Origin of the sequence: Caulobacter sp. FWC2 (genome assembly GCF_002742625.1) — a bacterium.
Classification (GTDB): domain Bacteria; phylum Pseudomonadota; class Alphaproteobacteria; order Caulobacterales; family Caulobacteraceae; genus Caulobacter.
In genome coordinates, this window is record NZ_PEBF01000001.1 from 4,236,007 (window position 1) to 4,256,089 (window position 20,083).

The window sequence follows — 20,083 nt, forward strand, 5'->3', positions numbered from 1 at the left end:
CCGCCCTTGTGGCGGGAACCCCTGGGTCAGCTAACACGTGAGACGCAAGCGGACTGCTCAGCAGTCCGCCCCCTCCGCACCTGCGTGCGGATAGAGGGGTTCCCGCCGCTAAGGCGTGACCAACCAAACAGATAACTGCTGCTAGTTTTTGAGCCCCCGAGGAGCGAGCGCTCGCAGCGCGTTACAAAAGTGGGCGCGCGGCGCGGATATAATAGCGCTTGCTCTCCCAAACGCCATCGAACTGGTAAGCGTGACCATCTCGAACCGTAACGCCATGTGCGAGCTGGAGCGGATTGAGGACTCCCCCCTCGCCCTCCAACCGAACGTACCACTCGCCCTTCACGTCAAAGACTGTTCCAAACTTCCCTTCGAGCGTCAGCAGATTTGGTGACGAAGGCCTAGCAGCGATAGCTTTTTCGTCTAGTGACCTATAGGACGCCTCAAAAGCATCACGCTGTTTCTGGTCGCGATGTGTCTGCATGAGTTGGATCGCATCGCGGTCAATGTTCACGACATTACCATCGCCAACAATGTACAGATTCACCTGCTGAGCACCGCCCTTGGCGATGGGCTTTTGTATAGCCTCAATCAAACGCAGGTCGCTCGGCTTAGCCTTACCCTCTGAGAGGCCTTTCGCGATCGATAACGTGTCGGCGATGAACCCAATGAAGTCGTACAGCACTTGCCGATGAAGAAACGCCGCCTGCGCAGATGCGACCCCCATCACAACTAAGTCGGCGACTAGGCTGCTAACCTCGACGCTTGCCACTGCAAGCCTCAGCGTTCGATAGCGCGGTTGTGGCTTCACGTATCGCTCGAAGGCTGTTGCGACCTCCTTGAGCATTGCCGCAACATCGACGGCCGGTATCAGTCCATCGATCTCATACTTAATCCGGAGAGTAGCTGTTTCGTCCGTCGACACCGGCACCATAGCGAACCTATCGGTTAGAGCTGAGCTATTATGCAGGGGCTTTGGGTTGCAGCTAGTGGGCAGGACGACCATAGCGGCGACGCCTCAGGCTGGAGCGACGGCCACTCAGGATAATGAGACCGGTACCATTTCTGACTTGAGTGGTCAGACAACCGCCTCCATAGTGCCTTGACGAAGGCGGCCCCAGAGCTGCCGGCCATTGCGCACCTTCGGGGAAACAAACGGATGACCACCACCCTCACCCGCCGCCTGTTCGGCGCGAGCCTCGCGGCGCTGTCGGCCGCCGCCATGCCTGGCCTGGCGCAGGCCGCCGACAAGGTCGCCAAAAAGTCCGGCGACAAGCCGCTCTACAAGGACGCCGCCCAGCCGATCGACGCCCGGGTCAAGGACCTGCTGGCGCGCATGACGCTGGAAGAGAAGGCCGCCCAGCTGATCGGCATCTGGCTGACCAAGAACAAGATCCAGACCCCCGAGGGCGAGTTCTCGCCGGAGGAGGCCAGCAAGAACTTCCCCAACGGCCTGGGCCAGATCTCGCGTCCGTCCGATCGCAAGGGCGCCAAGCCGGCCACGGTGATCGACGCGGCGGCCGGCGCCGACGACGGCGCGGTCAACCGCAACGCCGTCCAGACCGCCCGCTACACCAACGCCGCCCAGAAGTGGGCCGTGGAAAAGACGCGCCTGGGCATTCCGCTGCTGATGCACGACGAGGCGCTGCACGGCTATGTCGCCCGTGACGCGACCAGCTTCCCGCAGGCCATCGCCCTGGCCTCGACCTTCGACACGGACCTGACCGAGAAGATCTTCGCCGTCGCCGCCCGCGAGATGCGCGCCCGCGGATCGAACCTCGCTTTGGCGCCGGTGGTCGACGTGGCCCGCGACCCGCGCTGGGGCCGCATCGAGGAGACCTATGGCGAGGACCCGCACGTCTGCGCCGAGATCGGCCTGGCCGCCATCCGAGGCTTCCAGGGGTCGACCCTGCCGCTGGCCAAGGACAAGGTCTTCGTCACCCTCAAGCACATGACCGGCCACGGCCAGCCCGAGAACGGCACCAATGTCGGCCCGGCCCAGATCGCCGAGCGCACCCTGCGCGAGAACTTCTTCCCGCCGTTCGAGCGCGCGGTGAAGGAACTGCCGGTGCGGGCGGTCATGCCATCGTACAACGAGATCGACGGCGTCCCGTCGCACGCCAACCACTGGCTGCTGACCAAGATCCTGCGCGAGGAGTGGGGCTACAAGGGCTCGGTCCAGTCGGACTACTTCGCGATCAAGGAGCTGATCGCCCGCCACAAGCTGACCACCGACCTTGGCCAGACGGCCGTGATGGCCATGCACGCCGGCGTCGATGTCGAACTGCCCGACGGCGAGGCCTACGCCCTGATCCCGCAACTGGTGAAGGACGGCCGCATTCCGCAGTTCGAGGTCGACGCCGCCGTCGCCCGCGTCCTGACCATGAAGTTCGAAGGCGGGCTGTTCGAGAACCCCTACTGCGACGAGAAGACGGCCGACGCCAAGACCGCCACGCCGGACGCCGTCGCCCTGGCCCGCGAGGCCGCTCGCAAGGCCGCCGTGCTGCTGAAGAACGACAAGGGTCTGCTGCCGCTGGACGGCAAGAAGATCAAGCGCCTGGCGCTGCTGGGCACCCACGCCAAGGACACGCCGATCGGCGGCTATTCCGACATTCCGCGCCACGTGGTCTCGATCCACGAGGGCCTGACGGCTGAAGCGAAGGCCCAGGGCTTCACGCTGGACTACGCCGAGGCCGTGCGGATCACCGAAAAGCGCATCTGGGCCGCCGACGAGGTCAAGCTGGTCGACCCGGCCATTAACGCCAAGCTGATCGCCGAGGCCGTCGAGGTCGCCAGGAAGGCCGACGTCGTGGTCATGGTGCTGGGCGACAACGAGCAGACCAGCCGCGAGGCCTGGGGCGACAACCACCTGGGCGACCGCGACAGCCTGGACCTGATCGGCCAGCAGAACGACCTGGCCAAGGCGATCTTCGACCTTAACAAGCCGACGGTGGTGTTCCTGCTGAACGGCCGCCCGCTGTCGATCAACCTGCTGGCCCAGCGCGCCGACGCCATCGTCGAGGGCTGGTATCTGGGCCAGGAGACCGGCAACGCCGCCGCCGACATCCTGTTCGGCCGCGCCAATCCGGGCGGCAAGCTGCCGGTCAGCATCGCCCGCGACGTCGGCCAACTCCCGATCTACTACAACCGCAAGCCCACCGCCCGCCGCGGCTATCTGCTGGGCGACACCAGCCCGCTGTATCCGTTCGGCTTCGGTCTCTCGTACACCACCTTCGACATCTCGGCCCCGCGCCTGGCGAAAGCGAAGATCGGCCAGGGCGAGAGCGTCAAGGTCGAGATCGACGTGGCCAACACCGGCAAGGTCGCTGGCGACGAAGTGGTCCAGCTCTACATCCACGACGAGCAGGCCTCGGTCACCCGTCCGGTGCTGGAGCTGAAGCACTTCAAGCGCGTCACCCTGGCGGCGGGCGCCAAGACGACGGTGAGCTTCGAGATCAAGCCGTCGGACCTGTGGTTCTGGAACCTCGACATGCAGCGCGTCGTCGAGCCGGGGGACTTCTCGATCCTGGTCGGCCCGAACTCGGTGGACCTTAAGAAGGCGACGCTGACGGTGGCTTAGGTCAGTTGAACGCCCCCTCCGTCACGATGCTGCGCATCGCGCCACCTCCCCCGTTTCACGGGTGAGGAGATCGTCTCCTCCCCTGCGAAGCGGGGGAGGTGGATCGGCGCGAATACGCGGCGAGACGGAGGGGGCGCACTGCCCCCTGTAAGACTCCGAAGTCAATCTTTACCGCAGCGGGACTTCAGTCGCGGCGTGTAAAAGCCCATGTTCCCCGCCATGGCCGCACCGCCCCCACAGTTCACCGACGCCGAGATCGACGCCCTGGTCGAGACCTTCTACGCCCGCGTTCGTCGCCACCATCGCCTGGGCCCGATCTTCGAGACGGCCGTAGGCCCGGACGGCTGGCCCGCGCACATGGCGACGCTGAAGGACTTCTGGTCGTCGGTGCTGAACACCACCGGTCGCTACAAGGGCCAGCCGGTGACCGTCCATCAGCACGTCGAGGGCCTGACAGAGGGCCTGTTCATGCCGTGGCTGAACCTGTTCCATCAGACCTGCGTCGAGCTGTTCGACGCCCCGCGCGCCGCCATCGTCGGCCAGAAGGCCGAGCGCATCGCCCGCAGCCTGAAGCTCGGCGTGTTCTTCAAGCCGGACGCGGTCGCTTGAGCGGCCTGGCCGCCGAGGGTTTCGTTCGCTTCGAGGCTGGCGAGACCCACACCCTGCTTGGCGACGAGGCCGTGGCCCAGTGGCCGACCTTCGCCGACAGCTGGAACGACCTGCCCCTCGACGGCTTCATGGCCGACGGCGGACGCTATCGTCGCCGCCGGTTCGCGGCCTTCTCCGCACTCCCGCGCCATGTCGAACGCAAGCCGCACCAGCCGCACTGGCAGAGCCGCGACTACAACCCGCTGAACGGCGGCGTGCAGCGCTGGTTCGAGCCCGTCACCGACGCGATCGCCGCGCACCCGGTGACGCAGGGCGTGATCCGCGCCGGCCTGGAGCTTTTCCACCCGTTGTCGGGATCTCCCGCCTCGCCGTGGCATGTCGAACTGCACCAGTTCCGCATCGAGGCGCGGGCCGACGAGGCGGGTCAGCCGACGCCCGAGGGCGCGCACCGCGACGGCGTCGACTGGGTGATCGTCATGCTGGTGGACCGCCAGAACGTCGACAGCGGCGTCACCGACATCTACGCGCCGGACGGAACCAGCCTGGGCTCGTTCACCCTGACCACCCCGGGCGACGCGGTGTTCCTGGACGACCACCGCGTGCTGCACGGCGTCACCCCGATCCAGCCGCACGACCCGGAGCAGCCAGCCCTGCGCGATGTGCTGGTCGTCACATACCGACAGGAAGAGGTTGCGTAGCGATGTGATCGTCGCATGAGCTGCACATGCGACCGTTTGCCTCACCGCGCCCTGGTTTAGACCACAGTCGCGACGTGACACGGTGAGGCTTGGCCCTTCGACAGGATTGAGCGTCCGCGTATGTCTCAAGACGACCAAGGCCTGCCAAGCTATCCGCCGCAGGCCAAAGCGCTAGGGGAAAGACGCGCCGTCCTGTCCAGCGCGATGGCCGACGCCGTCCCGATCCTGATCAGCTATGTCGACCGAGAGCAGCGCTATCGCTTCGTCAATCGCGCCTACGAGCACTGGTTCGGGGTCGATCGCTCGCAAATCGAGGGCAAGACCCTGGAGGAGGTGCTCGGGGCGGAAGGCTATGGCCGGGTGCGCGACCATGCGGCCCGCGCCCTGTCCGGCGAGAGCGTCACCTTCGAGGCCGAGTACGACTATCAGGGCGCGGGGCCCCGGCACATAGAGGCCCAGTACGTGCCCGACATCGCCCGCGACGGCGACATCCCCGGCTATTACGTCCTGGTCAATGACATCACCGACCGCAGGCGGGCCGCCGCCGAGCTGGAGCGGGCGCTGGCCGGCGAGCGGCGGCGCGGCGCGTTGCTGGACCTGGGCCAGAAGCTGCGCGACGAGGCCGATCCTGTCGCCATCGCCCGCATCGCGGCGCGCACCCTGGCCGAGCAGTTGAGCGTGGCCCGCGCCGGCTATGCGGAGATGGACGCCGATGTCGATGTCGCCGAGATCGTGGCCGACGACGGCGCGCTGGCGGTCGGCATCATCCCTCTGAACGGCCAGCGGTTCCGCATCGACGACTTCGGGGCCTCGATGAGCGCCGACATGCGCGCGGGCCGCACGGTGGCCGTCGGCGACGTGGCGCTGGACCCCCGCACCAACGCCCCGGAACCTCTGGAGGCCTACGCCGAGATCGGCATCCGCGCTTTCGTCACCGTCTCACTGATCAAGACCGGCCGCCTGTCGGCCTATGTGTTCCTGGCCCACGACGAGCCGCGCGCCTTCTCGGTCGACGAGCTGGCTTTCGTCGCCGATGTCGCCGAGCTGATCTGGATCTCCCGGGAGCGGGCTCGCTCGGACCAGGCCCTCCAGCGCGCCGCCGAGACCGAGCGCCTGTTGATCCGTGAGGTCGACCACCGCGCCAAGAACGTGCTGGCCGTCGTCCAGTCGCTGGCTCAGCTGACCCCGTTCCACAGCAAGGCGCAGTATGTCGAGGCGCTGTCGGGCCGCATCGACTCGCTGGCCCGCGCCCACAGCCTGCTGTCGAACGCCCGCTGGAGCGGCGTCGACCTGCATGACCTGCTGCGGCTGGAGCTGGACCCCTATCGCAGCGCCGATGGCGTGGAGGGCGCCGAGCAGCTGGTCATCGACGGCCCGCCGGCCCTGATCGACGCCCAGAGCGCCCAGTCCCTGGCCCTGGTGCTGCACGAGCTGGCCACCAACGCCTCGAAGTACGGCGCGCTCGCCCGGCCGGAGGGCCGGCTCTCGGTGACCTGGCGCTGGAACCAGGACGGCGCTCTGCATCTGGTCTGGCGCGAGGCGGCCGGCGTCCGGATCGCCCCGCCCGAGCGGCGCGGCTTCGGATCGACACTGATCGAAAACGCCGTCAAGCAGGCGGCCGCCCACGTGGCCCTGGACTGGCGCCCCGAGGGCCTGGAGGTCCGCCTCGACATCCCGACCGGCGCCCAGCCGCGCGCGGCCGAGAGCGTTCCGGCCTACCGTCCCGGCCTCGCCATCGACAACGCTCTGACTCTCCGCGGCCAGCGCGTGCTGATCGTCGAGGACGAGGCCGTGGTCGCCATGGAGCTGGCCCGCGTCCTGACCGAGGCCGGGGCCACGGTCGTGGGTCCTGTCGGCGCCATCGAGGCGGCGCTCGACCTGCTGGACAGAGGCCAGCCGATCGACCGCGCCGTGCTGGACGTCAATCTGGGCGGTCGCCTGATCACGCCGGTGGCCAGGGCCCTGGCCGATCGACGCATCCCGTTCGTCTACCTGACCGGCTATCAGGAGCCCGATGTCGACGGCGGCCCTGTTCTGAGGAAGCCCGTCGCCCCCAGCGCCCTGCTGGGCGCCCTGGCCCGGGGCGCGCCGACCTTGATGCGGTGAGGTCTCCGCTTTCTTTTGAACGCCCCGCCGAGTCTTGTGGCTTGAAATTGCAATTCGTTCTCAAGTAAGGACGAGCCTCCATCGCCAAGGTTCGTCAGGACGCCGTGAAATCCGCCGCCGATCAGCATCGCCGATCCTTCTGGCTGAAGCAGTTGCACCAGTGGCACTGGATCAGCGCGGCCCTCAGCTTAATGGGCATGCTGCTGTTCGCGATCACCGGCTTCACCCTGAACCATGCCGGCCAGATCGAGGCCAAGCCCGTGGTGGTGAGCCGCAAGGCCACCCTGCCGCCCGAGCTGCTGGCCTTGCTGGCCAAGGGCCCCGAAGAGGGCAAGCGCCCCCTGCCCATCGCCCTTGAGCCCTTCCTGGACAAGGCCGTCGGCGCCGAGGTGGCGGGCCGCGAGGGCGAATGGTCGGCCGACGAGGTCTATGTCGCCCTGGCCCGGCCGGGCGGCGACGCCTGGGTCTCGATCGACCGCGAGACCGGCGCCGTCGAGCACGAAAAGACCACGCGCGGCGCGATCTCGCTGCTCAACGACCTGCACAAGGGCCGCAACGCCGGCAAGGCCTGGGGCTGGTTCATCGACATCTTCGCCGGCGCCTGCGTGATCTTCACGGTCACCGGCCTGATCCTGCTGCAGTTCCACGCCCGCGCCAGGCCCCTGACCTGGCCGCTGGTCGGGCTGGGCCTGGTCGTCCCCGTCATTCTCGTCATCCTTTTCGTCCACCTTTAGAGGCAGACCCCGTGAAGCGTTCGATCTCCCTTCTGACTTTCGCTGGCGCCGCCGTTGGCGCCGCGCCGGCCCTGGCCGCCGACCTCAACGTCACGGTCGAGGTGCCGAAGCTCACCGTCGCCGAGTACCACAAGCCCTACGTCGCGATCTGGATCGAGAACCCGGCCGACAGCGCCGCCGCCGGCACCCTGGCCGTCTGGTACGACGCCGACTCTAAGGAAGACAAAGGCGTCAAGTGGCTGAAGGACATGCGCCAGTGGTGGCGCAAGGCCGGCCGCGAAATGAGCTTCCCGGCCGACGGCGTCTCGGGCGCGACCCGCGCTCCCGGCCCGCAGAAGGTCGTGTTCTCCGCCGCCAAGGGCCCGCTGAAGGACCTCAAGCCCGGCGCCTATAACCTGGTCGTCGAGGCCGCACGCGAAGTCGGCGGCCACGAGGCCGTCCGCGTTCCGTTCGTCTGGGGCAAGCCGGGCAAGCCCGCCACGGTCAAGGGTTCTTCGGAACTCGGCGCCGTCACTGTTTCCGTGAAGTGAGAAAAGCCATGACCTTCAAGAAGCGCCTTCTGGCCGCCGCGCTGGGCGTCGCCGCCCTCGCCCTGCCCCTCACCGCCTCGGCCCACCGCGGCTGGATTGTGCCGTCCGCCACCGTGCTGTCGGGCGACGTCTGGGTGACGTTCGACGCGGCCATCTCCAACGAGCTGTTCTATCCCGACCACAACGCCATGCGCCTCGACGGCCTGGTCGTCACCGCGCCGGACGGCGCGATCGACAAGGTCCAGAACGGCGCGACCGGCAAGTACCGCTCGACCTTCGACGTGGCCCTGACCAAGCCGGGCACCTGGAAGATCGGCTCGGCCAGCCAGAGCGTGATGGCCAGCTACACAGAGAACGGCGAAGTGAAGCGCTTCCGGGGCTCGCCCGAGGACTTCGCCAAGCAGGTTCCGGCCGGCGCCGCCGACCTGAAGACCATCAAAAGCTTCAACCGCAACGAGGCCTTCGTCACCCGCGACAAGCCGACGACCGAGGTCTTCAAGCCGACCGGCAAGGGCCTGGAACTCGTGCCGATCACCCATCCCAACGACCTGGTCGCCGGCGAGGCCGCCAGCTTCAAGTTCCTGGTCGACGGCAAACCCGCCGCCGATCTGGAAGTGACGATCGCCGAAGGCGGCTCGCGCTACAGCCCGCGTCCCGACATGAAGGTGAAGACCGGCGCCGACGGCGTCGTGAAGTTCACCCTGCCGGAAGCCGGCATGTACTGGATCAACGCCACGGTCCGCACCGGCGCGACGCCGGGTCGTGGTCCCGGTCCGGGCGGCCCCGGCGGTGGGATGGGCGGCGGCCAGCAGGGTCCGGCCACGCCGCTGGCCGGCGACGGCTACAGCGCCAGCTACACCGCCACGATCGAAGCCCAGCGGCCGTAAGGTCGACGGCTGAATGCTCCCTTCCCCCTTGGATGGGGGAAGGGTCGGGGATGGGGGTGGCGCCACGTCAGGACTAGCGACGTCGCGTCAGCCCCACCGCCGCATCACCCCCAACCCTGCCCTTCCCCCATCAAGGGGGAAGGGCTCGACCTGAATGGCCATGCCCCGCGTCCTCGTCCCCGCCATGACCACGCCGCCCGCCCGTCCCGTCGGCGGGAGCGTGCGCGCGTTCGGCGGCGCGACCATGGGGACGAGCTGGGCGGTCAAGGCAGTGCTGCCAGCCACCACCGACCTCCCCGCGCTCGAGGCCATGGTCCAGCGCGCCCTCGACGCCGTCGTCGCGCAGATGAGCCCGTGGGAGCCGGTGTCGGACCTGTGCCGCTACAACCGCGCCGCCGCCGCAAGCTGGACGACGCTGCCGGCCGCGACCGCCACCGTCCTGCGCCGCGCGATCGCGGTGGCGCAGCAGTCGAACGGCGCCTTCGACCCGACCCTGGGCGCCCTGACCGACCTGTGGGGCTTTGGCCCGCGTCCCTTTTCCGGAGGGCCGCCGCTGGAGGGTGACATTGCCCCACTGCTTGGCGCCGCCGGCTGGACGCGCCTGACGCTGGACGGCGACGCCCTGTTCCAGCCGGGCGGACTGAAACTCGACCTCAACGGCATCGCCAAGGGCTTCGGCGTCGACCAGGCCGCCGCCGCCCTCGATCGAGCCGGCGTGAAGAGCTATCTGGTCGAGGTCGGCGGCGAGCTGCGCGGCGTCGGCGCCAAGCCCGACGGCCAGCCCTGGTGGGTCGAGCTGGAACGCCCGCCCATAGCCAACGATACGGACAAGACCCTCGTCGCCCTGCACGACCTGGCCGTCGCCACGTCAGGCGACTACCGCCGGTTCTTTGACCACGACGGCCGCCGCTACGCCCACACCCTGGACCCCGCCACCGGCGCGCCGACCACCCACGCGACCGTCAGCGTCACGGTGCTGGCCAAGGACTGCATGAGCGCCGACGCCTGGGCCACGGCCCTGACCGTCATGGCCCCCGAGGCGGCCCTGGCCTTCGCGGCCGCGCATGACCTGGCCGCCCTGATCGTCAGCCGTGGCGCCGGCGGCCTGGAAGAACGCCTGTCCCCCGCGCTGCAGGCGATGCTGGACTGATGCTCGACCTCTCAGCCTTCGCGCCCGAGACCCGCCGCCTGATCGAGGCCGGCGCCGTGGCCGGCGTCTACGCCCTGTTCTGCGCCGGCGTCGCCCTGCGCGAGGCCCTGCGCCGCCGCGCCACGCGCAAGGCGGCCCAGGCCCTGTCGGAAGGCGCCGGAGAGCCGGTGCTGGTCGCCTATGCCAGCCAGACCGGCTTCGCCGAGGAACTGGCCAACGCCACCGCCCAGGCCCTGGCCGAGGCCGGCGCGCCGGTGACCCTGCGCGAGCTTTCCGCAGTCACCGCCGCCGACCTGACCGGCCGCGCCCTGTTCGTGGTCAGCACAACCGGCGAGGGCGACGCGCCCGATCCCGCCCGCGCCTTCATCCGCGACGTCATGAAGGACGGGCTCGACCTGCCCGACCTGCGCTACGGCATGCTGGCCCTGGGGGACTCGACCTATGCCGAGTTCTGCGCTTTCGGGCGTTCGCTGGACGGCTGGCTGGCGCGGTCCGGCGCCGCGCCGCTGTTCGACCGGGTGGAGGTCGACGACAGCGATCCGGCCGCCCTGCGCCACTGGCAGGGGCAGCTCAGCCTGCTCACCGGCGTCACTGACGCGCCCGACTGGAGCCGTCCCACCTATGGCCGCTGGACCCTGGCCGAGCGGACCTTGCTCAACCCCGGCAGTCCCGGCGGCGAGGCCTGGCATGTGCGCCTGGTCCCAACAGACGGCGCGACGTGGGAAGCGGGCGACATCCTGGAGATCGGCCCGCGCAACAACCCGGCCGAGGTCGCCGCGCTCACGGGTTCGTTGGACCTGCCCGCGTCGCTCGCCGACACCCTGTCGGGCCTGCGCCTGCCGCACGAGCCCGCCGAGATCGAAGCCCTGCGCGGCCTGTCGGCCGAGGCCCTCGCTGAGCGCCTGACGCCGCTGCCGCATCGCGAATATTCGATCGCCTCCCTGCCCTCCGCCGGCGGCGTCGAACTGATCGTCCGGCTCCAGCCGCGCGCCGACGGCCAGCCGGGCCTGGGCTCGGGCTGGCTGTGCCGCTTCGCCGAGGTCGGCGAAACGGTCGAGGCCCGCGTACGGACCAACCGCAGCTTCCACGCCCCCGAGACCTCGCGCCCGTTGATCCTGATCGGGTCGGGCACGGGCCTGGCCGGCCTGCGCGCCCACCTGAAGGCGCGGGCGGCCCTGGGCGTCCGCTGGAACTGGCTGGTCTTTGGCGAGCGCACGGCCGCCCACGACTACTTCCATCGCGAGGAAATCGAGGGCTGGAAAGCTTCGGGCCTGCTGGACCGCGCGGACCTGGCCTTCTCCCGCGACCAGGCCGAGCGCGTCTACGTTCAGCACCGCCTGCGCGAGGCCGCCGACGTGCTGCGCCGCTGGGTGGCCAATGGCGCGGCGATCTATATCTGCGGGTCGCTGGAAGGCATGTCGCGCGACGTCCACGCGGCCCTGGTCGAGGTGCTGGGCGCCGAGATGCTGGAGCGCCTGACGGACGAAGGGCGCTATCGGCGGGACGTGTACTGAGCCTCCAAGGGAGATGGGGCCTGGAGAGCCCTAGACCCGCCGATACCCCAGCACCCCGCCCGTGGGCGTCGCCTCGATCCGGGTGATCGCTTCGGCCAAGGGCTCGATCGCCGTGGCCATGTGGTGGGCGTTGGCGTGGAGGATGGTGTCGGGGTCGAGCAGGATGGCCACGTGGCCCTTCCAGAATACCAGGTCGCCGCGCCGGCGGTCGGCCTCGGCGATCTCCGGGAAGAAGCCGCGCTGCATGTCGGTATCGCGCGGACAGGCCCGGGCGCAGGCGTAGAGCGCCTGTTGCACCAAGCCCGAACAGTCCAGGCCCAGGCTCTCGCGGCCGCCCCACTGGTAGGGCGCGCCGAGGAAGCGTTGGGCGACGGACACGTAGTCCCTCTCGCCCCGGCCGATCGGCGTCAGGTGCCCCTCGACGAACCAGCCCGTGCCGACGCCCTTGGCGAAGCGGCCTTCGCGCGCCTCGATCGTCACGAGGCTGTTGAGGCTGTAGAGCCCCTCCGGCCGCGACTTGATGTCGGGCTTGCTGAAGGCGTAGGTGCGGATCGCCGACACCGCGTGGGTCGGCGGGTGGCCCTGCTCGACCAGGTCGCCGGTCGCGACATAGCCGACATAGCCGTCGCGCGGGGCCTGGCCCCAGGCGAAGCCGTCCTTCTCCTCCAGCACCCGGAAGACCTCGCCAAACAGCAGTTGGTCCCACTGCTCGGCGTCGGGCGCGGCGGCGGCGCGGATAGCGGCGGCGGGCGCGGCGCAGACCATAACGCGGCTGGCGGCGTAACGCTCGGCCGGGACCAGGCCTTCCAGGCGCTGGTCGGCCAAGTCGGGCCGGGCCAGGGTGATGCGTGTATCGAACGTCATGCGAAACGGCCCTTGAGCATGGCGAAGGCGGCGCGGATGGCCTGGACTTCACCGCCTACCGGGAATCCAGGGCGTCCCTTGGGGTTCCAGGCGAAGACGTCGAAGTGGACCCAGGGTCCCACACCTTCACCGCTCTCTTTGTCAGACTTGGGGGCGAAGCGTTGCAGGAACAAGGCCGCCGTGGTCGCGCCGGCCTGGGCCCAGCCGTCAGGATCATTCTTCAGGTCGGCGATGTCGCTGTCCAGGGCCTCGCGATAGGCCTCGGTCAGGGGCATCCGCCACAGGGCGTCGGCGACGGTCTTCGAGGCTGCCTCGAGCTGGACAGCCAGCTTGTCGTCGGGGGTCCAGAACGGGATCACGAACGGCCCCATGGCCATGCGCGCCGCGCCGGTCAGGGTGGCGAAGTCCAGGGTCAGGGCGGGCTTGAGCTCGGCGGCGCGGGTCAGGGCGTCGGCCAGGATCAGCCGGCCCTCGGCGTCGGTATTGCCCACTTCCACGGTCAGGCCGGCGCGGGTCTGCAGCACGTCGCCCGGGCGCATGGCGTCGCCGGCGATGGCGTTCTCGACCACCGGGGTCAGCACGACCAGCCGCACCGGCAGCTTGGCCTCCATGACCATCCGGGCGAGGGCCAGGGCGTGGGCGGCGCCGCCCATGTCCTTTTTCATCAGCCGCATGCCGGCCGAGGGCTTGATGTCGAGGCCGCCGGTGTCGAAAACCACGCCCTTGCCGACGAGGGCCACGACCGGGTGCGACGCATCGCCCCAGCTCAGTTCTATCATCCGGGGCGCGCGCGCCTCGACGGCCGCGCGGCCCACGGCGTGGACGGCGGGATAGCCCTCGGTCAGCAACGCATCGCCCGTGATCACCGAGAACGCCGCGCCGTAATGCTCGGCGATCTCGCGGGCGATGGTCTCGATCTGCAGCGGCCCCATGTCGTTGGCCGGGGTGTTGACCATGTCGCGGGCCAGGGCGCAGGCGTGGGCCGTGGCCGTGACGGCGGCGGCGTCGACGCCCTTGGGCGCCACGAGCCGGGCGATCGGCTCGCCGCGCTTCTTGTAGCGGTCAAAGCGGTAGGTCCCGAGGGCGAAGGCCAGGGCCGCCTGCTCCGGATCGACGCCGCGCGGCAGCTTCGACAGCGCGTACTCGCCGGCCGGCAGCTTGCCCGCCAGCGTGCGGAACAGCGACAGATCACCGCGCCCCGCTCCTGTGCCCAGCAGTACCTGCTCGACCGCGCCGTTGGATCCGGGGACCGCCAGCACCTGGCCGGCCTTGCCTGAGAACGTGTTGGCGGCGGCGTAAGTCCTGACCGGCCCGCGCTTTCGGGCCAGGAAGGCCTCAAGCTCGGCCTCGCTGACCGGATGGACCGGGATCGCCTGCCCCTTGGCCTCGGCCAGGATCGGATGCGTCGCGTCGGACATCGACGAAGTCCTTTAAAATTATGCTTAACGATTCCTTGAGGGCCGCGCCCGGACAATGGGCGAACCTTCTGGAGACATGTCTTTCATGTGTCGCAAGCGCGCGCTCGTCGCAACCCTGCTCGCCCCGGCCATCCTGCTGGGCGCCCCCGCCGCCTTCGCCGCCGACGCGGTCAAGCCCGCCCAGGTCGAGGCTCAAAAGGCCGCCGCCGCGCCGGTGAAGGCCTCGCCGCAGCAGCGCGCCGAGGCCCGGCGCCTGGACCCGCTGGCCCGCGCGGCCTTCTGGGGCGCCGAGTTCGACACTGATCCGGCCGACGCCGAGGCCGGCGCCGCCCTGGCCCAATCCCTGCGCGCCCTGGGCCGCAACGACGACGCCGCCGAGGCCGCGACCAAGGGCCTGGTCTCCCGTCCCGACGACGAGGCCCTGCTGCTGGAACTGGCCCGCGCCCATATCGCGCGCGGCCAGGGCTTCTACGCCATCGAGCCGGCCCGCAAGGCCGCCGCCCTCAATCCCCGCGACTGGCGTCCGCTGACCCTGCTGGGCGTGGCCTATGAGCAGGCCGAGCGCGACGACGAGTCCGAGGCCGCCCACCGTCAGGCCCTGGCGCTGGCGCCGACCGAGGCCGCGCCGCTGGCCAACTACGCCATGCACCTGGCCGCCAAGGGTGACCTGACCGGCGCCGAGGCCCAGCTGCGCCGCGCCGCCGCCCTGCCCACAGCCAGCATCCAGGTGCGCCAGAACCTGGCCCTGGTGGTCGGCCTGCAAGGCCGTCTGCCGGAAGCCGAGAAACTGGCCCGCGCCGACCTGCCGCCCGATCAGGTGAGCAACAACCTGGCCTATCTGCGCGCCGCCCTCGGCCAGGCCGGGTCCGGCCGCAGCTGGGACGCGATGAAGGCCGGCGGCGGGCAATAGCCCCCGCTCAGAGCTTTCCGCTCTCAAAATACGCCGTCAGCAGCAGCACCAGCTGTCCCTGCAGCCGCGCCTCGAAGGCCGAGGTGGCCTGGCCGTCGAGGATCGAGCGCACCGGCCCGACCAGGGCGTTCAAGGCGATCGACGCGGTCATGGCCGGGTCCTCGAACCTCGCATCGGGCGCGGTAGCCAGCAGGGCCGTGACCGCTGTCTCGATGCGCTTGTAGACGCGGGCCGCCAGCTCGAACCCGCCGCGCTCGCCCGCCACCGCGTAGAGCGCCTTGGACTCGCCGGCGTCGCGCAGCTTGGCGGCCATGTAGCCCTCGACCAGAGCCTCGGCCATTTGGGCGACCGGCAGGCCCCGGCTGTCGAGACAGACCTGCTCCATCGCGTCGGCGATATCGCCGAGGTGCCGCTCCAGCACCGCAGCCAGCAGGGCGTCGCGGTTGGGGTAGTATTGATAGACGCTGCCGACCGACATGCCCGCCCGCTCGGCGATCCGGGTGGTGGTGCAGCGGCTGAGCCCCTCGCGGGTCAGAACCTGAATCACGGCGGTGTGCAGGGCCTCGATCGTGGCGGCCGACCGGGCCTGGACCGGTTGTTTCCTGGGCTTCAGGGGCGCTGCGAGGGCGGTCATCGAAAGCGAATTCCAAAACTGAAGGATTCTTCAGATGCTCTGTCTCGCGTTCAGACGCAAGCCAGGGAAATCAGCATGACCAGCATAGATCGAGCCGGAACCTTCAAACTCGGCGACCGCGCCGTCCGGCGCCTGGGCTACGGGGCCATGCAGCTGGCCGGCCCGCACGTGTTCGGCCCGCCCAAGGACCGCGCCGCCGCGGTGGCCGTGCTGCGCGAGGCCGTCGCCCTGGGGGTCAACCACATCGACACCAGCGACTACTACGGCCCGTTCGTCACCAACGAGATCATCCGCGAGGCGCTGCATCCCTATGCCGACGACCTGGTGATCGTCACCAAGATCGGCGCGCGGCGGGGCGACGACGCTTCGTGGCTGCCCGCGACCTCGCCCGCCGAGCTGCGGTCGGCGGTGCACGACAACCTGCGCCGCCTGGGCCTGGAGGCGCTGGACGTGGTCAACTTCCGCGCCATGTTCGGCATGATGGCCCCGGCCGAGGGCTCGATCGCCGAGCATGTGGGCGTGCTGGCCGACCTGAAGCGCGAGGGCCTGGTGCGCCACATCGGCGTCAGCAGCGTCACAAGCGCCCAGATCGCCGAGGCGCGGAGCATCACCGACATCGTCTGCGTCCAGAACATGTACAATCTGGCGCACCGCGAGGACGACGCGATGGTCGACGACCTGGCCAAGGCCGGGATCGCCTATACGCCGTTCTTCCCGCTGGGCGGCTTCTCGCCTCTGCAATCCTCGGCCCTGTCGGCCGTGGCCGAGCGGCTGGGCGCGACGCCGATGCAGGTCGCCCTGGCCTGGCTGCTGCGCCGCTCGCCCAACATCCTGCTGATCCCGGGGACGTCCTCGGTCGCTCACCTGCGCGAGAACCTGGCGGCGGCGGCGCTGGAGCTGTCGGACGAGGTGATGGCGGAGCTGGAGGGTGTGGCGGGCTAAAAATACCACTCATTCCCGCGAAAGCGGGGACCCAAGCCGAGTCAGCGGATTTGATTCCGGCCCTGGCTCACCCTAAACGCCGCTTGGGTCCCCGCTTTCGCGGGGATGAGCGGAATATGGACAGGCCTTGCCTTCGCCCAAATGGTGGCGCTGAAACCTCCACCGTGATCGTCCTCCCCGTCCCCATCCCCGACCCGATCGTCGTCGACCTCTCGGCCGGCAAGCCGTTGAACGTCTTCCGGCCGGATGAGGCGTTCGGCGGCGGGCTGGACGGGATGGGCCGGGACGAGGTGGCGGCGACCTATACGCCGCGCAACATCAAGGCCATGCGCCAAGCGGGCCTGCGCAAAATCACCTATCGCCTACGAACCGAGCTGGGCAACCAGGTCTGGCACTGGAACCCTGACGGGCGGTGGAGCGATCCGGCCCACGCCCAGGGCTACTGGACGTCCAGTGACAAACCCGGCGCGCCGATCCGGCTGTCGCACGGCTATGACCTGCCCCGGCGCGGCATGACCAACGACAACGCCAACAACGCCGGCTATTCGCGGCTGGACGACGGCGACGCCAGCACGTTCTGGAAGTCCAACCCCTATCTCGACACCCGCTACACCCACGCCCCGGCGCGGCCGCAGTGGCTGGCGGCGGAGCTGGGCGAGACCAAGGCGATCGACGCCGCCCGCCTGACCTGGGCCACGCCCTACGCGGTCGACTACAAGGTGCAATACTGGACCGGTCACGACGACTGGGACCCAGACGGCCGCTGGGTGACCTTCCCGCACGGCGACGTCACCGGAGCGACCGGCGGCGTCGCGACGCTGAAGCTGGCCGACGCGCCGATTTCCACCGTGATGGTGCGGGTGCTGATGAGCCGGTCGTCTGGGACCGCGCCGAAGGGCTCGACCGACGTCCGCGACGGCCTGGGCTATGCGCTCGCCGAGGTCGGGTTCGGGACGCTGGACGCGAACGGCTTCCACGACGAGATCCGCAAGGGTCGTTCGCGCACGACCCAGAGCGTCATGCACGTCTCCTCGACCGATCCCTGGCACCGGGCCGTCGACAGAGATCCCGAGCTGGAACAGCCCGGCCTGGATCTGGTCTATCGCAGCGGCCTGACCAGCGGCCTGCCGATGATGGTCCCGGTCGGGGCGCTGTTCGATACGCCCGACAATGTCGCGGCCGAGATCCGCTGGCTGAAGCGGCGCGGCTATCCCGTCGACCAGGTCGAGATCGGCGAGGAGGCCGACGGCCAGTACAACGCCCCCGAGGACTACGCCGCCCTCTATGAGCAGATGGCCGACGCCGTCCACGCCGTGGATCCGAAGATCGTCACCGGCGGCCCAAGCCTGCAGAACGCCGTCGCCGACATGTGGGGGCCGGACGCCGGCGAGGACCGCTCGTGGACCCGCCGGCTCATTGACGCCCTGGCCGCTCACGATCGCCTGAAGGACCTGGGCTTCGTCTCGTTCGAGCACTATCCGTTCGACGACGTCTGCGGGCCGGTCGAGGACAAGCTGCTGGACCACGACGCCCTGCTGGACGCCGACCTGCAACGGCTGCGCGATGACCACGTGCCGGCCGCGACGCCGCTGGTGATCAGCGAGTACGGCTTCTCGGCCTATTCGGGACGGGTGATGTCGGAAATGCCGGCGGCGCTGCTGAACGCCGACATCGTCGGGCGCTTCATGGCCAGGGGCGGCAAGCAGGCCTTCCTGTTCGGCTACACGCCGAACCAGCCGATCAACCAGCACCAGGCCTGCGCCGGCTACGGCAACATGATGACCTGGCAGACGGATGAGAACGGGTCAGCCAAATGGCCCAGTCCGACTTTCTACGCCGCCCGCCTGCTGACCCAGGCCTGGAGCCAGCCGGGCCACGGCCAGCACGGGGTCTGGCCGGCGGCCTCCAGCGTCCGCGACGCCAAGGGCCGGGCGCTGGTCAGCGCCTACGCCGTCCATCGCCCCGACGGCGCCTGGGCCCTGATGCTGGTCAACCGCGACGCCAAGGCCGCCCACGCGGCCGCGATGACGTTCAAGGGCGCGGACGGTCACACGCAAGGCTTCGCCGGCCCGGTCGAGGTCTGGCGCTACGACCGCTCGCGCTACGCCTGGAAGGACGCCGGCGAGAAGAGCCGGCCGGTCCGCGACCTGCCGCCGCTCAGGCTGCGCCAGGACGGGACGAAGTCGGTGCTTCTGCCGCCCTGGTCGGTGGTCGTCGTGCGCGGCGTGATCAGCCCGCCAGCGCCTGGCTGAGCACCTTGCTGGCCTTGGTGAAGACGCTAAGCAGCGGCATGGCCAGCATCTCCTTCATGGTCAGCGCCAGGATCGCCGCCAGGCCCGCCACCACCGCCAGCTCGATGGCCGCGTTGCCTTCCTCGTCCGCCGCGAACGCGCGGATCGGAGGGTCTTCGCCGATGTTCTGATCCATCCCACTGTCCCAAACCGATACTGAACGGCCGGGTGCGCGCAAGCCGCGCGCCAATCATGCGTGGGTTGAGCACGCGAGGCTGGGAAGCCTCAGTGCTTGCCGACGATGTCCTGCACCCGCATGACCGCCGGGCCCAGGATCATGACGAACAGCACCGGCAGGAAGAACAGGATCATCGGCACGGTCAGCTGGGCCGGCAGGGCCGCGGCCTTCTTCTCGGCGGCCGAGAGGCGCAGGTCGCGGTTTTCCTTGGCCATGACCCGCAGGGCCGCGCCCAGGGGCGTGCCGTAGCGCTCGGCCTGGATCATGGCGGTGGCCACGGACTTGATGCCCGGATGGTTGGTGCGGCGGGCGAAGTTCTCATAGGCCAGGCGGCGGTCGGGCAAGTACGACAGCTCGGCGGTGAGCAGCGACATTTCCTCGGCCAGCTCCATCGAGCTGGAGCCGACCTCGGCCCCGACCTTCTGGATGGCGGCCTCGATCGACATGCCGCTTTCCACGCAGATCAGCAGCAGGTCCAGCGAGTCCGGGAAGGCCGCCACGATCGACTCGCGGCGCTTCTGGGCGATGTTGGAGATGTAGACATTGGGCGCGTAGTAGCCGAGCACCAGGGCGGCCATGCAGGCGCACAGCTTCTGGATCGGCAGGAGGCCGAAGTCGTTGACGACGTTGAGGTACAAACCCACCACGGCGGCGAAGACGAACGGCGCCACGAAGCGGAAGAAGTAGAAGGTGCTGACCGGGCGCGGGCCTCGGAAGCCGGCCTGGGCCAGGTTTTCGACAACCTTGGGATCTTCCAGCAGCCGTGACAGCTGCAGCCGCTCGACGACGTTCTTGTAGAGGCCCTCGTCCTGGTGACGCAGGGTGCTGGCGCCGCTGGTCGCTCCGCCGCGCTGGGCGATGTTCTGGCGCGCGCGACGCCGCAGTTCCTCGCGGCGGTTGGCCACCGACTTCAGGCGGCCCTCGAGGTTGTTGTCGCGCAGCGCCGGCGAGGCCAGGGTGATGATCGTGGCGAACGTCACCAGGGCGATGAACGCCGTCAGGATGTTGGAGGGATTGGTGAGGGTGGCGACAATGCCCATG

General features: G+C 69.4%; 18 protein-coding genes and 1 pseudogene. 12 read left to right on the top strand and 7 right to left on the bottom strand.

What is annotated here, in order from left to right; all coding sequences use genetic code 11:
- Window positions 1–181: 181 nt before the first annotated feature.
- Window positions 182–1,003 carry a hypothetical protein gene (locus CSW62_RS20090; RefSeq protein ID WP_143324433.1) on the bottom strand — a complete coding sequence of 274 codons (822 nt, stop codon included), beginning with the start codon at window positions 1,001–1,003 and terminating at the stop codon, window positions 182–184.
- 153 nt (window positions 1,004–1,156) lie between these two features.
- On the opposite strand from CSW62_RS20090, the gene CSW62_RS20095 reads away from it, so the two are divergent.
- On the top strand, window positions 1,157–3,577 hold the full coding sequence (locus CSW62_RS20095; RefSeq protein ID WP_099580890.1) for a glycoside hydrolase family 3 N-terminal domain-containing protein: 2,421 nt from the start codon (window positions 1,157–1,159) through the stop codon (window positions 3,575–3,577).
- Here the strand turns inward: CSW62_RS20095 and CSW62_RS27090 are convergent.
- A pseudogene (locus CSW62_RS27090) lies at window positions 3,574–3,727 on the bottom strand (hypothetical protein); the annotation flags it as partial. The gene CSW62_RS20095 and the pseudogene CSW62_RS27090 sit on opposite strands and share 4 nt — an antisense overlap.
- Before the next feature lie 57 nt (window positions 3,728–3,784).
- On the opposite strand from CSW62_RS27090, the gene CSW62_RS20100 reads away from it, so the two are divergent.
- The 8 genes from CSW62_RS20100 to CSW62_RS20135 all read left to right on the top strand — a co-directional run bounded on the left by CSW62_RS20100 (window position 3,785) and on the right by CSW62_RS20135 (window position 11,805).
- The gene (locus CSW62_RS20100) at window positions 3,785–4,186 is read left to right on the top strand and encodes a group III truncated hemoglobin (protein WP_099580892.1); all 402 of its coding nucleotides are present in this window, start codon (window positions 3,785–3,787) and stop codon (window positions 4,184–4,186) included.
- Window positions 4,183–4,884: a 2OG-Fe dioxygenase family protein gene (locus tag CSW62_RS20105; RefSeq protein ID WP_099580894.1), complete on the top strand. Its 702-nt coding sequence runs from the start codon at window positions 4,183–4,185 to the stop codon at window positions 4,882–4,884. The genes CSW62_RS20100 and CSW62_RS20105 overlap by 4 nt, the downstream gene beginning before the upstream one ends.
- A gap of 120 nt (window positions 4,885–5,004) precedes the next feature.
- Window positions 5,005–6,990 carry an HWE histidine kinase domain-containing protein gene (locus CSW62_RS20110; RefSeq protein WP_099580896.1) on the top strand — a complete coding sequence of 662 codons (1,986 nt, stop codon included), beginning with the start codon at window positions 5,005–5,007 and terminating at the stop codon, window positions 6,988–6,990.
- Window positions 6,991–7,094: 104 nt separating this feature from the next.
- Window positions 7,095–7,724, top strand: a complete 630-nt coding sequence (locus tag CSW62_RS20115; protein WP_099580898.1) for a PepSY-associated TM helix domain-containing protein — start codon at window positions 7,095–7,097, stop codon at window positions 7,722–7,724.
- 11 nt (window positions 7,725–7,735) lie between these two features.
- Entirely contained in the window at window positions 7,736–8,254 is a 519-nt protein-coding gene (locus CSW62_RS20120) for a DUF2271 domain-containing protein (protein WP_099580900.1), read from the top strand.
- Between the two features lie 8 nt (window positions 8,255–8,262).
- On the top strand, window positions 8,263–9,141 hold the full coding sequence (locus tag CSW62_RS20125) for a DUF4198 domain-containing protein (protein ID WP_099580902.1): 879 nt from the start codon (window positions 8,263–8,265) through the stop codon (window positions 9,139–9,141).
- A gap of 184 nt (window positions 9,142–9,325) precedes the next feature.
- Window positions 9,326–10,291, top strand: coding sequence for an FAD:protein FMN transferase (locus CSW62_RS20130; protein WP_199170733.1), 966 nt, complete (start codon window positions 9,326–9,328; stop codon window positions 10,289–10,291).
- A complete protein-coding gene (locus tag CSW62_RS20135) occupies window positions 10,291–11,805 on the top strand; it encodes a sulfite reductase flavoprotein subunit alpha (protein ID WP_099580906.1) in 1,515 nt (504 codons plus the stop codon). The genes CSW62_RS20130 and CSW62_RS20135 overlap by 1 nt, the downstream gene beginning before the upstream one ends.
- 30 nt (window positions 11,806–11,835) lie before the next feature.
- Here CSW62_RS20135 and CSW62_RS20140 read toward each other — a convergent pair whose 3' ends face one another.
- Both CSW62_RS20140 and CSW62_RS20145 read right to left on the bottom strand, forming a co-directional pair.
- Window positions 11,836–12,669 (bottom strand): C40 family peptidase, encoded by an 834-nt coding sequence (locus CSW62_RS20140; RefSeq protein WP_099580908.1) that lies wholly within the window; start codon window positions 12,667–12,669, stop codon window positions 11,836–11,838.
- A complete protein-coding gene (locus tag CSW62_RS20145) occupies window positions 12,666–14,087 on the bottom strand; it encodes a M17 family metallopeptidase (RefSeq protein ID WP_099580909.1) in 1,422 nt (473 codons plus the stop codon). Before CSW62_RS20145 ends, CSW62_RS20140 begins: the two co-directional genes overlap by 4 nt.
- Before the next feature lie 85 nt (window positions 14,088–14,172).
- Here CSW62_RS20145 and CSW62_RS20150 point away from each other — a divergent pair, with 85 nt between their 5' ends.
- Entirely contained in the window at window positions 14,173–14,997 is an 825-nt protein-coding gene (locus tag CSW62_RS20150) for a pilus assembly protein TadD (RefSeq protein WP_099582384.1), read from the top strand.
- A gap of 7 nt (window positions 14,998–15,004) precedes the next feature.
- On the opposite strand, the gene CSW62_RS20155 is transcribed toward CSW62_RS20150, so the two are convergent.
- Window positions 15,005–15,631, bottom strand: coding sequence for a TetR/AcrR family transcriptional regulator (locus CSW62_RS20155; protein ID WP_099580911.1), 627 nt, complete (start codon window positions 15,629–15,631; stop codon window positions 15,005–15,007).
- 75 nt (window positions 15,632–15,706) lie between these two features.
- On the opposite strand from CSW62_RS20155, the gene CSW62_RS20160 reads away from it, so the two are divergent.
- Window positions 15,707–16,573 carry an aldo/keto reductase family oxidoreductase gene (locus CSW62_RS20160; RefSeq protein WP_099580913.1) on the top strand — a complete coding sequence of 289 codons (867 nt, stop codon included), beginning with the start codon at window positions 15,707–15,709 and terminating at the stop codon, window positions 16,571–16,573.
- Window positions 16,574–16,737: 164 nt separating this feature from the next.
- A complete protein-coding gene (locus CSW62_RS20165; protein WP_143324434.1) occupies window positions 16,738–18,825 on the top strand; it encodes a discoidin domain-containing protein in 2,088 nt (695 codons plus the stop codon).
- Here CSW62_RS20165 and CSW62_RS20170 read toward each other — a convergent pair.
- Together CSW62_RS20170 and CSW62_RS20175 are read right to left on the bottom strand one after the other, a co-directional pair.
- Window positions 18,803–19,000, bottom strand: a complete 198-nt coding sequence (locus CSW62_RS20170) for a hypothetical protein (protein WP_099580917.1) — start codon at window positions 18,998–19,000, stop codon at window positions 18,803–18,805. The two genes, CSW62_RS20165 and CSW62_RS20170, sit on opposite strands and share 23 nt — an antisense overlap.
- An 89-nt stretch (window positions 19,001–19,089) precedes the next feature.
- Window positions 19,090–20,082 carry a type II secretion system F family protein gene (locus CSW62_RS20175; protein ID WP_099580919.1) on the bottom strand — a complete coding sequence of 331 codons (993 nt, stop codon included), beginning with the start codon at window positions 20,080–20,082 and terminating at the stop codon, window positions 19,090–19,092.
- Between the last annotated feature and the right edge of the window lies 1 nt (window position 20,083).